Annotated in this window: 12 protein-coding genes; 7 read left to right on the top strand and 5 right to left on the bottom strand. The window is 71.9% G+C overall.

The features are described from left to right. Position 1: 1 nt before the first annotated feature. From KME78_RS60860 to KME78_RS60850, 3 genes are read left to right on the top strand one after another with little or no spacing between them, the layout of a single operon-like run. Positions 2 to 973, top strand: coding sequence for an ABC transporter permease (locus tag KME78_RS60860; RefSeq protein WP_219539434.1), 972 nt, complete (start codon positions 2 to 4; stop codon positions 971 to 973). Then, positions 970 to 1,776, top strand: a complete 807-nt coding sequence (locus KME78_RS60855) for an ATP-binding cassette domain-containing protein (RefSeq protein WP_219539433.1) — start codon at positions 970 to 972, stop codon at positions 1,774 to 1,776. Before KME78_RS60860 ends, KME78_RS60855 begins: the two co-directional genes overlap by 4 nt. A 10-nt stretch (positions 1,777 to 1,786) precedes the next feature. Beyond that, positions 1,787 to 2,791 carry a LacI family DNA-binding transcriptional regulator gene (locus KME78_RS60850; protein ID WP_246654959.1) on the top strand — a complete coding sequence of 335 codons (1,005 nt, stop codon included), beginning with the start codon at positions 1,787 to 1,789 and terminating at the stop codon, positions 2,789 to 2,791. A gap of 37 nt (positions 2,792 to 2,828) precedes the next feature. Here the strand turns inward: KME78_RS60850 and KME78_RS60845 are convergent, their stop codons facing one another. Both KME78_RS60845 and KME78_RS60840 read right to left on the bottom strand, forming a co-directional pair. After that, positions 2,829 to 3,650, bottom strand: a complete 822-nt coding sequence (locus KME78_RS60845; protein ID WP_219539432.1) for a PIG-L family deacetylase — start codon at positions 3,648 to 3,650, stop codon at positions 2,829 to 2,831. 72 nt (positions 3,651 to 3,722) lie between these two features. Further along, positions 3,723 to 5,117: a tetratricopeptide repeat protein gene (locus tag KME78_RS60840; protein ID WP_219539431.1), complete on the bottom strand. Its 1,395-nt coding sequence runs from the start codon at positions 5,115 to 5,117 to the stop codon at positions 3,723 to 3,725. Positions 5,118 to 5,428: 311 nt separating this feature from the next. Here KME78_RS60840 and KME78_RS60835 point away from each other — a divergent pair, with 311 nt between their 5' ends. From KME78_RS60835 to KME78_RS65725, 3 genes are read left to right on the top strand one after another with little or no spacing between them, the layout of a single operon-like run. Then, entirely contained in the window at positions 5,429 to 7,813 is a 2,385-nt protein-coding gene (locus KME78_RS60835; RefSeq protein ID WP_219539430.1) for a TerB N-terminal domain-containing protein, read from the top strand. Then, the gene (locus KME78_RS60830; protein ID WP_219539429.1) at positions 7,810 to 9,051 is read left to right on the top strand and encodes an ATP-binding protein; all 1,242 of its coding nucleotides are present in this window, start codon (positions 7,810 to 7,812) and stop codon (positions 9,049 to 9,051) included. The genes KME78_RS60835 and KME78_RS60830 overlap by 4 nt, the downstream gene beginning before the upstream one ends. A 46-nt stretch (positions 9,052 to 9,097) precedes the next feature. Then, the gene (locus KME78_RS65725; protein ID WP_246654958.1) at positions 9,098 to 9,958 is read left to right on the top strand and encodes an NUDIX hydrolase; all 861 of its coding nucleotides are present in this window, start codon (positions 9,098 to 9,100) and stop codon (positions 9,956 to 9,958) included. 29 nt (positions 9,959 to 9,987) lie between these two features. Here KME78_RS65725 and KME78_RS60820 read toward each other — a convergent pair whose 3' ends face one another. Then, positions 9,988 to 10,806, bottom strand: a complete 819-nt coding sequence (locus KME78_RS60820) for a PaaX family transcriptional regulator (protein WP_219539428.1) — start codon at positions 10,804 to 10,806, stop codon at positions 9,988 to 9,990. A 110-nt stretch (positions 10,807 to 10,916) separates the two neighbouring features. On the opposite strand from KME78_RS60820, the gene KME78_RS60815 reads away from it, so the two are divergent. Beyond that, positions 10,917 to 12,506 carry a benzoate-CoA ligase family protein gene (locus tag KME78_RS60815; RefSeq protein WP_219539427.1) on the top strand — a complete coding sequence of 530 codons (1,590 nt, stop codon included), beginning with the start codon at positions 10,917 to 10,919 and terminating at the stop codon, positions 12,504 to 12,506. Positions 12,507 to 12,510: 4 nt separating this feature from the next. Here KME78_RS60815 and KME78_RS60810 read toward each other — a convergent pair whose 3' ends face one another. Together KME78_RS60810 and KME78_RS60805 are read right to left on the bottom strand one after the other, a co-directional pair. Then, positions 12,511 to 12,825, bottom strand: a complete 315-nt coding sequence (locus KME78_RS60810) for an alpha/beta hydrolase (RefSeq protein WP_219539426.1) — start codon at positions 12,823 to 12,825, stop codon at positions 12,511 to 12,513. Between the two features lie 90 nt (positions 12,826 to 12,915). Continuing rightward, positions 12,916 to 14,433 (bottom strand): acyl-CoA synthetase, encoded by a 1,518-nt coding sequence (locus KME78_RS60805; protein WP_219539425.1) that lies wholly within the window; start codon positions 14,431 to 14,433, stop codon positions 12,916 to 12,918. Positions 14,434 to 14,496: the final 63 nt, after the last annotated feature.

Raw genomic sequence — 14,496 nt, 5'->3', positions numbered from 1 at the left:
CATGGCCGTCATGGAAGCGACGCTGCCGCGCCGCATCATCTCCACACCGACCGCGGGGCCGCTGGGCGCGCTCCTGCTGGCCTGCGTGTTCTTCGCGGTCAACAGCGACCAGTTCCTCACCGGCGGCAACTTCTCGCTGATCATCCAGCAGGTGATGGTCGTCGGCACGCTCGCCATCGGGCAGACGCTGATCATCCTGACGGCCGGCATCGACCTGTCCAACGGCGCGATCATGGCGTTCGGCGGCATCGTGATGACCAAGCTGGCCGTCGGCAGCGGCCTGCCGCCGGTGCTCGCCATCGTCGCCGGGATCGCCGTCTGCGCGGCGTTCGGGCTGGCGAACGGGCTGCTGGTGACGAAGATCTCGCTGCCGCCGTTCATCGTCACGCTCGGCATGCTGAACGTGGTGTTCGCGCTGACCCACATCTACTCCGAGGACCAGACGGTCACCGACCTGCCGGCCGCGCTGACCTTCCTCGGGCAGACGTTCAAGATCGGCGAGACGAACGTCACCTACGGGTCGCTGCTCACGATCCTGCTGTTCCTGTTCTTCGCGTACGTGCTCGGGCAGACCGCCTGGGGCCGCCACGTGTACGCGCTCGGCAACAGCCAGGAGGTCGCCCGGCTGACCGGCATCCGCACGCAGCGGCTGACGATCAGCGTGTACACCATCGCGGGCCTCGTGTACGGCATCGCCGCCCTGCTGCTCGTCTCCAGGACCGGCGTGGGCGACCCGCAGGCCGGGCAGACCGACAACCTCGACAGCATCACCGCCGTCGTGCTCGGCGGGACCAGCCTGTTCGGTGGCCGCGGCCTGGTGATCGGCACGCTGATCGGCGCGCTCATCGTCGGGGTCTTCCGTAACGGCCTGCAGCTCATGGGCGTACCGTCGATTTATCAGACGCTCATCACCGGCATCCTGGTGATCCTCGCCGTCACCGTCGACCAGCTCTCCCGGAGGAGGACCCGATGACCCCCGTACTCCAGGCGCGCGGCCTGGTGAAGCGCTACGGCCACGTGGTCGCGCTCGACGGCGCCGACTTCGACCTGATGCCCGGCGAGGTGCTCGCCGTCATCGGCGACAACGGCGCCGGCAAGACCAGCCTGATCAAGGCGCTGACCGGCGCCCTGCAGCCGGACGAGGGCGAGATCCTCCTCGACGGCAAGTCCGTCCGCATCCGCAACCCCCTGGAAGCGCGCAGGCTCGGCATCGAGACCGTCTACCAGGAACTCGCCGTGGCCGCCTCGCTCGACATCGCCACGAACCTGTTCCTCGGCCGCGAGCTGCGCAAGCCCGGACTGCTCGGCACGATCTTCCGCAAGCTCGACAAGAAGCGGATGCGTGAGGAGTCGGCTAATCACATGGCCGACCTGAAGATCGGCCTGCGCTCGCTCACCCAGCCCGTCGAGTCGCTGTCCGGCGGCCAGCGGCAGGGTGTGGCCGTGGCCAGGGCCGTGGCCTGGGCCCGGCACGTCGTCGTGATGGACGAGCCCACCGCCGCTCTCGGGGTCAAGGAGTCGGGGCAGGTGCTCGACATGATCAAGCGGGTCCGCGACCGCGGCATGCCCGTCGTACTGATCAGTCACAACATGCCCCACGTCTTCGAGATCGCCGACCGGATCCACGTCCAGCGGCTCGGCCGCCGCGTCGCCCAGATCAAGCCGGGCGACCACAGCATGGCCGAGGTCGTCGCCATCATGACCGGTGCCCTCCAGGTTTCGGAAGGCAAGTCGGTCGTGACGGACAAGGACGCGGCGGAGGCGATCGGCCTCTAGCATGGTCGAAATGCGGCGTCCCACCATGACAGACGTGGCCCGTGAGGTGGGTGTCACCGCCAAGACCGTCTCACGGGTGCTCAACGACGACGGACCCGTGGCCATCGAGACGCGCGAACGCGTCATGGCCGCGGTCCGCAAACTGGGCTACCAACCCAACCTGATGGCCCGCAACATGCGGGTCGGGGCCAGGGACGCCGCGATCGGGCTGGTCATCCCCGAGATGGGCAACCCGTTCTTCGGCACGGTGGCGGGCGGCATCGAGAGCGCCGTCAGGGCTCGCGGCCTGACCCTCATCGTCGGCTCCTCCAGCGAGACCGCCGATCTGGAGCAGTCCCTGATCGCCACCTTCCTGGCCCGCCGGGTCAGCGCCCTCATCGTGGTGCCCTCCGCCACCGGAGACCACCGCTACCTGCGGTCGGAACGCGTCGCCGGCCTGCCCATCGTCTTCCTCGACCGGCCCGCCGTCGGCCTGACCGCCGACAGCGTGGTCAGCGGCAACCGGTCCGGCGCCCAGGCGGGCATCGCCCACCTGATCGGGTACGGCCACCGCCGGATCGGCTTCATCGGCGACCTGCCCGCCACTCTCTACACCCGCCGCGAACGCCTCCAGGGCTACCGTGACGCCCTGGAGGAGGCGGGTCTGCCCTTCGACCGCGCCCTGGTGGAGACGGGCCACGACCAGGAGGCGGCCCGCGCGGCCACCCTGCGGCTCCTGGCCCTGGAAAACCCGCCCACCGCGCTGTTCGCGGCCAACAACTTCGCCTCCATGGGGGCGGTGGTGGCGCTGGCCCGGGCGGGGCGGCGGGACGTGGCGCTGGTGGGCTTCGACGACCTGCCGCTGGCGGAGGTGCTGGATCCGCCGCTGACCGTCGTGGCGCAGGATCCGGCGGCCATCGGGGAGGTGGCGGCGGAGCTGGTGCTGTCCCGGTTGGACGGCGACCGCTCCCGGGCCCGGCGCGCCCTGGTGCCCACGCGATTGATCGTCAGGGGGTCGGGGGAATTGTCCCCTTGATCTTGGGCAGGCCCCGCGCACGCGCGGGGCCTGTCCGTCAGCGGAGACCCGCGAACAGGTCGTCCTCGTGGTCCGGTGCGGTCACGCGGTTGACCACCCGCGTGAAGGACTCGGCGGAGAACGCCTGCTGCTGGGCCTCCTCGGGCATGCGGAGCAAGAAGATGTTCTCGCCCTGGCTCTCGTGTGACTGCAGGGCCTTGAGCTTGCGGCCGACATAGGGGGCGACGTCGACGACGCTCGTCACGAGCTCGTCGGGGGTGCCGAAGTCGTCGGAGGGCTGGAAGTCGCCCATCTCGACACCGCTGCTGCGCATGAACTCGAACATGCGCTTGATCGCGGCGCGGGGGATGGCCGTGTAGTAGAACTTGTCGGGGATGCCGGTCGCCTCGACGGCCGCGACCGTGATGCGGTGGGCCTGGACGTGGTCGGGGTGGTTGTAGCCGCTGCCGCCTGTTTCGTCGTAGGTGACGATGACCTGCGGGCGATAGCGCTCGATGAGCTCGCCGAGGCGGGTGGCGGCCACGTCGACAGGCACGTTGGCGAACGCGTCGGGGTGGGCGTTGGTGTCCCAGCCGTCCATGCCGGAGTCGCGGTAGCCGAGCAGCTCCAGGTGGTCGATGCCCAGGTGCTGCACCGACTCGCGCAGCTCCGCCAGCCTGCGCTCCGCCACCTCGGCGTCGTTGTGGCCGGGGTCGCCGGGCTTGACGCCGCCGGGTCCGTCGCCCTGCTCGCCGTTGGTGCAGGTGACCAGGACCGTGCGGATGCCCTCGTCGGAGTAGCGGGCGAGGATGCCGCCGGTGCTCAGGCATTCGTCGTCGGGGTGAGCGTGCACCGCCATCAGGGTGAGTTGCCGATCCATGCTGCCGACCCTACTGGGCGGAACCGACACTTCCGGACGTGGCTGGGGAGCGGGAGACTCTTGAGCGGGGGCTCAGGTCTGGCGGGCCAGCTGGTCGGCCCGGCGGCGGGCCGTCGCGGCCGCCGCGCGGTCGCCCAGGGCCTCGGCGAGGGCGCCCTGCTTGAGCCAGTTGAACGGACTGCACGGCCGTACATTGATCCGCTCACTGATCAGCACCCGCGCCAGGTCCCGGCGGCCGCCACGCAGGGCGGCCTCCAGGAGCGTCTTCTGCACGGCGTCGCGTTGCGCGTGACTGCCGCCGAACTCGTTGATCCGATGCCTGATCGGATACAGCAGGTCCACGACCGCGTCGAAGTCGCCCCGGCCGAAGGCCACCAGTGACCGGCAGACCGGCAGGCCGACGCGGGCGGTCATGGCGTGGTTGGTGATGTCCGGATGGGGTTCGGTGAGGTACGCCTCCCGGCTCGCGATGAGCTTCTCGGCCTCCGCCACGCGGCCCGCCCCCACGTACGACATGACGGCGTGCATGTCGTTGAAGGCGTAGAACGGCACCGCGATCTTGGCCGGCCACGCGTCGGCCAGCGCCTGCCAGCGTCCGTGCTGCTCGGAGCCCTCCAGGAGGAGCCGCCAGAGCAGCGCGGCGGCGTCGAGCAGCTCCATCGAGCCATGGCCGCCCGCCAGCGCCGCGTCGTAGACGGCCAGGGCGCGGCCGGTGTCGCCGGACTCCAGCGCGTACAGGGCGTAGTGCCACCAGGTGTGCACGTTGAAGAACGTGCCGGTCGACCAGTCACCGAGCCGGGCGTCGAGGTAGCGGATGCCGTCGCCGAAACGGCCCTGCATCTCGTACGTGTGCACGACCGCGTGGATGCCCCAGACGTCGCGCGCGTTCAGCTCGACCGCGCGCAGCCCCACGTCCTCCGACCGGTCGTAGTGGCCGGACTCCTCCAGCCCGAACGCGTACATCCCCAGCACGTGGCCGTAATGCCGGTCGTCCTCGTGCCAGGCGTTGAGCGCGCCGCCGATCCGGTCGCGCAGCGAGCGGGCGTCGCCGGTGAAGAAGTCGACCTGGTGCCCGGCCGCCAGCGCCAGGGCGTCGCGCGGATATTGCTCGGTGATCGCGCCGAGGAGTCTGCCGCAGGTCAGGAAGTCGCCGTCGAGCAGCGCCTGGACGGCCTCGACGTGGGCGCGTTCGCGGGGCAGCAGTCCTCCGGGGCCGCCGGCGCGGGCCCGCCAGGCCGCGAACCGCTGCCTGGCCGTGCGCGCGTCCTCCACCTCCGTGGTCAGGAGCCCGAGGTAGGCGGTCAGGACCTGGCCCATCGGGAAGTCGGGCGCCTCGGACAGGGCGGCCGCGGCCTCGGCGTCGACCTCCACCCGGAAGTGCAGCAGCTCGTCGATCGCCTGGTCGTAGTGGCGGGCGGCGGCGCCGCCCGCGCCGCTCATCGCCAGCCCGTGCTGGTCGTCGGTCACCCGGCCAACTATAAAGGCGCCCGTACGGCACGAGCTGGGGGGAGTGCCGCAGGCCGGATACGGGTCCGGCGCCCTCGGGTGTAAGCCGGTTCGGCGGGGGAAGCGCCTGGTAGGCCCGGCTGCGTTACCGGTGGCGGCGGACCCCGGTCATCGGTCCGGTCAGAAAAAGATTTTCGGACGGTCCGCTAACGGGCCGGCGGAGTAGTGATTCAAGATTGTAACGAGGAGATTGAACGATATGTCGTGCAATCGGAGGGGCGCTAGGGTGCAATCCTCATCAAATTCGTGGTGAGGCGGAGGGAGGGCCGCTGGTGTACCGCGCGCGTGGCCGTCATGCGCTATCCGGCCAGGTCAAGCCCGCCCTGCCCTCGTCCGCGGAGGGGCCGTGGCTGCCCCCGGGCAGCGGTATCCACATCGCCGGGCTGACCATCGTCGGCGGTCTGCTCTACGTCGGGTCAGAGCTGCCTTCCGCGTCCGGAATGTCGGTGGAGCCGGCGCTGATCGATCCCGAACTGCCCGTGGACATGACACAGCCGGACTGGGACGGTCAGGGGCTCGACCGCTGGCCGAGCTATGCCGCGCTCCCGGCGCCGTCGCGGGCGGCCTATCTGAGCTGGCTCGCCGACGGGCGATGCTATCCGCGGACGCCCCTCGGCTACGTTTTCCTTTATTTCTACGGCCTCGAACGTCGCGTGCTACACGACCTGCACTTGGACCGCTCCACGGCCCAAGAGGAACTACCGATGATCTACGAGGAGGTGCGGCGCCTCATCGGCCTCTACGCCGGGCACGACGCCTTCCAGCGGCACGCGGCACCGTTCGAGGCCCTGCTGGCCGCCCTCTGCGAGCCCGAGGTGACCGGCGCGGCGTTCGCGTTGCGGGCCCGGCTGGGGGAGCTCGCCGCGCAGGGCCGGCCGGTGCCCGCCGACTGGGCGCTGGCCTGGCTGCGCGGCCACCCCGCCTACCGGCCGGGCACGCCCGCCACGCGCTGCCCGGAGGAGTTCGGCGCGCTGTTCCAGCGGAGGTACACGGCCCGGCACGGCGAAGGGCTCGTCGTCCAGCCCGGCGCCAAGGAGCTGGCCTTCGACTACCGGCCCGCGAGCCCCGGGTTCGCCGGCGCCCCGGCGGTGCTGCCGGGCGTACCCGATGTGCTGACGCTCACGGCGCCCACCAGGGAGCTGTTCGGGCTGGCCGAGGAGTGCGGCTCCGAGTTGGAGGCGTACAGCCGCTTCCTCGGCCGGCTGCCCGGCGCGAGGCAGAGCGTGCGCGCCCAGGCGCTGCTGCCCGCGGAGCTGCTCGACCTGGGCTCCGGCGGGGCGGGCGGGGCGGTGCGGTGGGCGCTGCGCCGGCTCGGGCAGCAGCAGACCGCGCTCGTGCCCGCCGAGGAGTTCGTCGCCCTGCTGTCCACGCCCGTTCCCGCCAGGAAGGATGTCATCGCGCTCGCCCAGATCCTCGGCCGGGCCGGGGTCGGGATCGAACCGGACCCGCGTCTGGGGGGTCCGGTGCCGGCCGAGGGGGTGATGGCCTTGTTCGCCGCGCCGGACGGGCCGACGGCCGCGGCGTCGGACGCGTACCGGGCGGCTACCGCGCTGCTGCACCTGGGCGCCGCGAGCACGGCGGACGGCCAGACGCCCGAGGCCGCCTACCGTCGGCTGGGCGAGCACCTTGAGCGGGCGCTGCATCTGACGGCCGGCGAGCGGGCCCGCCTGCGGGCGCATCTGGAGTGGTTGCTCGGTGCGGAGGTGCCGCTGATCGGCCTGATCGAACGGGTCCAGGAGATCGGCGCGGCCCAGCGCGCCCACGTGGCGGAGTTCCTGAGGGACGTGGCCGCCGCCGACGGGCACATCGCGCCGGAGGAGGCCCAGATCCTCGCCCGGATCCACTGGCTGCTCGGGCTCGACCAGGATTCGACGTCGGCGGGGGGTGGGCTCGCGTCGTACACCGGCGTGCGGCATGCGCCGATCCAGCTGGCGTACGTGCCGCACGCCCCCGCGCAGCCGGTGCCCCCGCCACGTGTGATCATGCCGCACCACCCCTCAGGGCCTTTCACCTCTCCGCCCTTCGGGCCCGCGCCGCACCCCTCCGCCCCCAACGGGTCCGCGCCTTACTCCTCTACGCCGTACGGGCCCGCGCCTTACGACTCCGCCCCCAACGGGTCCGCGCCGTACACCTCCACGCCCAACGGGCCCGTGCCCGATGCCTCCACGCCCTACGGGCCCGCGTCTTACTTGCCGGCGCAGGAGCACCCCATTCCGCAGGACCTCGCCGTGTCGTCGCCGGTGCCGCACACCTTCGTGCCGCAGGGCGTGCCCCTGGGGCACGTCCTCGGTGCTCCGGCGGTGCCCGTCTGGGGGGCGGTCGCCAGGCTGGCCGAGACGGCCCAGCTGGGGACGCGGCTCGATTCGCTGCTCGCCGGTGAGGAGCCGATCCCCCCGCCCGCCCCGCCGCCCGAGGTGACCCCGCTGGCGGGGCTGGACAGCCGCCACTCCGGCCTGGTCCGCGCCCTGGCCGCCGTCGACGAGCCGCACATCGGCCGGGGCCAGTTCGAGGCCCTCGCGGACGCCTGGAACCTGCTGCCGGAAGGCGCGATGGACCGCGTCAACGAGGCCGCCTACCAGACCGTGGGCGATCCGCTGCTCGACGGCGACGATCCGATCCTGGTCGACCGGCGAGTGCTGGGGGAGATGCTGAAGTGACCGTTCGCGCCCGCGAACGCGACGCCCTTCTCAAGGCGCTGCGGGCGGGGTTGGTCCCGCTGATCGGTCAGCACCACATCCAGGCCGGCCGTACCGCCGAGCTGGCGGCGCTGTCCGCCGACGTCGAACGCGTCGCGGTGGGCGGCACGGCCGTCCGGTTCGTCATCGGCGAGCACGGCGCGGGCAAGACGTTCCTGCTGCGCCGGGCGCGCTCGCTGGCGCTGGACAAGCGGCTGGTCACCATGCACGCCGACATCACCACCGAGCACCTGCTGCACTCGACCGAGGGCCGGGCCCGCGCCCTCTACACCGAGCTGACCCGCGGCATGGCCACCCGGGGCACACCCGCCGGCGGCGCGCTCGCCGGCATCGTCGAACGCTTCCTGTCCGCCGCGCTCGACGAGGCCCGCCAGACGCGCACCGACCCGGCCCTGGCGATCGGGGAACGCCTGGCGTACCTGGCGACGCGGCCGGGCGGCCACGACTTCGCCGAGGTCATCATCGCGTACTGGCGCGGCCACGACACGGGCGACGACCACCTCAAGTCGGCCGCGCTGCGCTGGCTGCGCGCCGAGTACCCGACCGCGGCCGAGGCCAGGTCGGCGCTCGGCGTCCGGTCGATCATCGACGACGCGACCGTACCCGATCACATCGCGCTGATGAGCCGGTTCGTCCGGCTGGCCGGGTACGACGGGCTGCTCGTCTGCCTGGACGAGATGGTCAACCTGTACACGCTGGCCGATCCCCTGGCCCGGGACGCCAACTACGACCAGATCCTGGGCCTCGTCAGCAGCGGGGTCGCGCATCTGGGGTTCGTGTTCGGGGGCACCCCGGAGTTCCTCAGGGACGGGCACAGCGGGCTTTTCAGCCATCCCGCGCTGCGCAGGCGGCTGGGCGGCGGTGCCTTCGCCGCGGTCGGGCCGGTGGATCACTCGGGGCCGGTGCTCCGGCTGGCCGCGCTGACGGCCGAGGAGGTGTACGTGGTGCTGGCCAAGATCCGGTTCGTGTACGCCTCCGGCGAGGGCGGGCGCTACCTCGTGGACGACGACGCGCTGGTGGCCTTCATGCATCACTGCTTCGGGCGGGTGGGGGAGGTGTACTTCCGCCGGCCGCGGACGACGTTCAAGGCGTTCTGCGACCTGCTGGCCGTACTGGAGCGGGATGCCGGGGAGAGCTGGCGGCGGCTCCTGCCGGGGGTGGACCTGTCGGCGGAGGAGGTCGACGGCCGCCCGGCCTGACGATCGCGGGCCCGTGTTCCCGGTGGATCGGGCAGACTCGTCGTTCATGACGAAGGACGGCGAAGGAGTGGCGCGCGACGGCGACGCGGGGGTGCCGGGGTCGCTGGCCCGGGTGCTCGGCGATGTGGCGGCCGAACGGGCGGCGCAGGACGCCAAGTGGGGCATGCAGGCCGTACCCGACGGCACCGGAGCCGAGGACGCGGTGGCCGAGGCCGATCGGGCGAGGCGCGAGACCGACGAGGCGGGCCGGCGCGGGGAGCTGACCTGGCGGCACATCCTGCGTGAGGAGGTCCTGGAGGCGTTCGCCGAGTCGGACCCCGAGCTGCTGCGCACCGAGCTGATCCAGGTGGCCGCGGTCGCCGTCAAATGGGCCCAGGCACTCGACCGCCGCCCCGCGGTCGCCGAGCGGTCAAATCCCGGTGAGGCGGCGGCGAAGGCCGTGGGGGAGGCCACGGGGGAGTCACGTCCTGACAGGTTCAGGGCCATCGTCGACGTGCACGTGATGCTCGTCCGTGACGGCACCGTGCTTCTCGGCAAACGGGCCAATACCGGCTATGGCGACGGCCAATGGCACTTGCCCTCGGGGCATCTGGAGCCCGGTGAGTCGGTGGTCGGCGCGGCCGTCAGGGAGGCTCGTGAGGAGGTCGGCGTCACCATCCGGCCGGACGATCTGGAGTTCGCCCACGTCATGCACCGCGCCCCCGACCGCGTGGGCCTGTTCTTCGTCGCCAGGAAGTGGGCGGGCGAGCCGTACAACGCCGAGCCGCACAAGTGCGCCGAACTCGCCTGGCGGCCGCTCGGCGAGTTGCCCGACGACACGATCGGCTACCCGGCCGCCGCCATCGCCAGGGTGCTGGCGGGGGAGCCGTTCGCGCTGTACGGATGGTCTGCCGACAACGGAGCTTGACAGTGTCGTGACGCCCCGCAAGCCGACTGTCACATGTCGCGCAGCTCGTCCCACTGCCGCCGCCCGCCCGCCAGCCAGGTGCCGTGCAGGTCGTTGAAGACGTTGGCCGCGCGCACCCCGATCCAGTTCGGGGGCAGCAGCTCCAGCGGCAGCCGCGGGTCGAGCATCGGGAAGCGCCGCCACTCGTGGACGAGCCGGACCTGCGCCAGCAGCACCGGATCGCCCGGCTCCGGCCGCATGCCGGCGAACTCCTGGATGAACTCCTGGTAGTGCGCCGCCAGCTCCCCCAGATGCCAGGCCTGCTCCACCAGCGTCCGCTCGGAGCCGATCCCCGCGTAGGGCCCGTTGAACGAGAACACGGCCACGTCGAGCCCCAGCCCCTCGACCACCTGCTTGGCCTCGGCCTCGCGGGTGGCGTGCGGGCTGACCCACACGCCGGGCACGGGACTGCCGAACCCCGCCCAGGTCAGGCCGGTGCGCAGCCGGTGGCGCAGCTCGCGCCGAGACTCGGGCACGGTCGCGATCAGCACCACCCAGCGCCCGTCCCACGGCTCGCGGTCGCGGCCGAACGCGTAGATCCGCTCGGCCCCCTCGGTCAGCAGCTCGCGGCCGCGCCGCGTCAGCGACCAGCGCACCCGCCGCCCGGACCGCGCCGACACGATCCACCCGTCGGCGGCCATCCGCGCCAGCGCCTGCCTGGCCGACTTCTCCTCCACCCCGAGCCCGCCCAGCACGTGCAGCAGCGTGGACGTCCACGCGGGCTCGCCCGACGGCAGCACGTACTCGCCCAGCACGGTCAGCAGCATCGACCTGGCGCTCGACTGGTGGCGGCGGGGCGGCCTGGCCATTAACGCTCCTTACGCGGCGGGAGTCTGGTTCAATGCTACAAGTAGTTGACGATGCATCAATTCTCTATAGAAGATTCTCGTACGGCGTCTCCCTCCCCGTAAGGACGACCATGTCATCCGAGTCGTTCAACGCCAGCCTCTATCTTGTGGATCGTCAGGTCGAAGCCGGTCGCGGCGAGCGCACCGCTGTCGCGGGCCCGGCAGGGACCCTCACATACGCCCAGCTCGCGGCCCGGGTCGGCGAGCTCTCCTCCGGGCTGCGGGTGCTCGGCGTCCGGCCCGAGGAACGCGTCGCGCTCGTCATGTCCGACCGCCCGGAGACGCTCGTCACCATCCTGGCCGTCATGCGCATGGGCGGGGTCGCCGTGCCGCTGTCCACCATGTACAACGGCGTGGAGCTGGGCGCGCTCATCCGCGACTCGCGGGCCCGCGTGGTGGTGGCGACCCCCGAGTACGAGGCCGCGGTCCGGGTGGCACTGGCGAACGCCCCCGAGGTCGCCCTGCTCGTCCTCACCGGCAACGTGGGCCACCGGGCCGCCGATGTCCTCCCCGAGTCCGACGCGGATGCCGGGATCCCGGTGTGCTCGCTGGCGGACGTGGTGGACGCCGGCCGTACGGTGGCCGAGCCGTACCAGAGCTGGACGGATTCGCCCGCGCTGTGGCTCTACACCTCGGGCACGACCGGCGCGCCGAAGGCCGCCATGCACCGGCACGGCGCCATCAGGGACGTCTGCGAGACCTACGGCCGTGAGGTTCTCGGCATCACCCCGGACGATCGGTGCTTCTCGGTCGCCCGGCTGTTCTTCGCCTACGGCATCGGCAACTCGCTGTTCTTCCCGCTGTCGGTGGGCGCGACCACGGTGCTCGACCCCTTCAGGCCCACCCCGCCGGGGGTGGTCGCGCGGGTGGTGGCCGAGCGGCCGACGCTGTTCTTCGCCGGGCCGACGTTTTACGCGAGCCTGCTCGCCTCCGACGCCCCCGATGACACCTTCTCCTCCGTACGGCTGGCGGTCTCGGCGGGCGAGGCGTTACCCGCGGAGATCTACCGGCGCTTCACCGAGCGGTTCGGCGTCGACATCATCGACGGCATCGGCTCGACCGAGGCCCTGCACATCTTCCTCTCCAACCGTCCGGGCCAGGTCAGACCAGGCACCACGGGCACCGTCGTACCGGGCTATGAGTGCAAGCTGCTCGACGACTCCGGCAACCCCGTGGCGGACGGTCAGCCGGGCCACCTGTACGTCCGCGGTAACTCCATCGCCACCGGCTACTGGTGCCGGACCGACACCACCCGGCAGGTGTTCCAGGGGGAGTGGTTACGCACCGGCGACACCTACCTGCGCGACGCCGACGGCGTCTACCAGTGTCTCGGCCGCTCGAACGACATGATCAAGGCGGGTGGCATCTGGGTGTCGCCGATGGAGGTCGAGTCCCGGCTGCTGCTGCACGAGTCGGTCGGAGAGGCCGCGGTCGTCGCCTATACCGACGTGAACGGGCTGGAGAAGCCGGTCGCCTGCGTGGTGCCCGCCGCCGGGAAGACGGTGGACGCGGCGGAGCTCATCGCGTTCTGCCGCGACGGGCTCGCGGCCTTCAAACGGCCGCGCGAGGTGCTGGTGCTGGAGGAACTCCCCAAGACCGCCACCGGCAAGATCCAGCGCGTGATCATCCGCCAGATCGCCACCGACCTGCTGGGCAAATAGGCACTCAGGCCGGGCAGTGCCGTTCGAGCCAGGCCAGCCCGCGCTCGGCCACCTCGTCCAGGTGGCCCTCCATGGTGTGGTCCGCCCCTGGGATGACGTCCAGCCGCGAGCCGGCCGGCAGTGACGGCAGCCGCTCCCCGGCCAGCCGGGCCAGCATGAGCTCCTCCGGATCGTCCGCCGCGTCCCCGTACATCAGCAGCACCGGCTGCCCGACCGCCGACAGGTCGGCGTCGGCGGCGAACCCGTCCAGGCTCTCCCGGGTGAGCAGGTGCCCGCCGGGCATCCGCGCCCGCCCGTCGGCCTCGATGCCGCGCAGCACCTCGGCGGGCAGGTGCTCGGCCCAGTCGTAGACGGTCGCGCCCGTCCCGGCCCCTCCCGCTCGGCGGCCAGCCGAACCCGGCCGCGGATGTCAGAACGCGTCACGCAGCTCTCTCTTCAGCACCTTTCCGCTGGCGTTCTTGGGCAGTGACGGCACGAAGGCCACCGTCTTCGGTGTCTTGAAGGCCGCCAGCCGGGTCCGCAGGAAGGCGGTCAGCTCGTCGGCGGTCAGGGCGGCGCCCGCGCGCAGGACGACGGCGGCCGTCACCGCCTCGATCCACCGCGGGTCGGGCACCCCGAACACGGCCGCCTCCGCGACGGCCGGGTGCTGGTAGATGGCCTCCTCGACCTCCCGGCTGGCCACGTTCTCGCCGCCGGACTTGATCATGTCCTTCTTGCGGTCGACGATCGACAGGTAGCCGTCGGCGTCCAGCACGCCCAGGTCGCCGCTGTGGAACCAGCCGCCGCGGAACGCCTCGGCGGTCTTGTCCGGGTCGTTCCAGTAGCCGAGCATGGCGTGCGGGCTGCGGTGCACGATCTCGCCGACCACGCCGGGCGGCACCGGCTCGTCGTCGCCGTCGACGATGCGGGTCTCGACGTTCAGGGCGGGCCGGCCCGCCGAGCCGAGCCTGGTCAGCTGCTCGTCCGGGCCCAGGATGGTGGCCACGGGCGCCATCTCGGTCTGGCCGTAGAAGTTGAACAGCCGCACCCCCGGCAGCCGCGCGGCGATCTCCTTCAGCACCTCGACCGGCATGATCGAGGCGCCGTAGTAGCCCTTGCGCAGCGACGACAGGTCGCGGCGGTCGAAGTCGGGGTGACGCAGCAGCCCGATCCAGACGGTCGGCGGGCAGAACAGCTTGGTCGCGCCCTCCGCCTCGATCGCCGCCAGGATCGCCGCCGGGTCGGCGCCGGGCAGGATCACGTTGGTGGCGCCGAGGTAGAGGCCGGGCGTGAGGAAGCAGTGCAGCTGCGCGCAGTGGTAGAGCGGCAGCGCGTGCACCTCCACGTCGGCGGCGCTCATCTCGCCGTCGATCACGCACGAGGTGTACTGGGCGATCAGGCCGCGGCTCGACAGGGTGGCGCCCTTGGGCCTGGACTCGGTGCCGCTGGTGTACATGAGCTGGATCGGGTCGTCGTCGGCGATCTCCACCCGCGGCTCGGCTTCGTCGTCGTACGCCATCCAGTCCGTGACCGGCTCCCACCCGTCGGCGTGCCCGATCACCCCGCGCACCGCGACCCCGTCGGAGACGGCCCGCTCGGCCACGGGCAGGAGCGCCTGCTCCACCAGCAGGCCCGTCGCACCCGCGTGCCCGAGGATGTAGGAGACCTCCTCGGCGCCCAGCATGAAGTTGATCGGCACGGAGATCGCGCCCAGCCGGGCCAGCGCGAAGTAGGCCACCACGAAGGCGTCGTTGTTGTGGCTGAACACGGCGAACCTGTCGCCCTTGACCACGCCCCGGGCGGCCAGCGCGTTGGCCATGCGGTTCGCCGCGCGGTCCAGTTCGGCGTAGGTCCATCGCGCCTCGCCGTACACGATCGCGGTCTTGGCGGGAGACCGGGCGGCCGAGCGCCGTAGCAGGTCGCCGATGGCATGCTGGCGAGTCGTCATGCGCACATCCTCCGAACTTTGTTCGGTGATCCTACGCGGAAGGCGCCCGCCGCGGGTGCGGCG

Origin of the sequence: Nonomuraea guangzhouensis (genome assembly GCF_019396345.1) — a bacterium.
Taxonomy (GTDB): Bacteria; Actinomycetota; Actinomycetes; order Streptosporangiales; family Streptosporangiaceae; genus Nonomuraea; species Nonomuraea guangzhouensis.
This window is presented reverse-complemented; position numbering and strand designations above follow the sequence as displayed.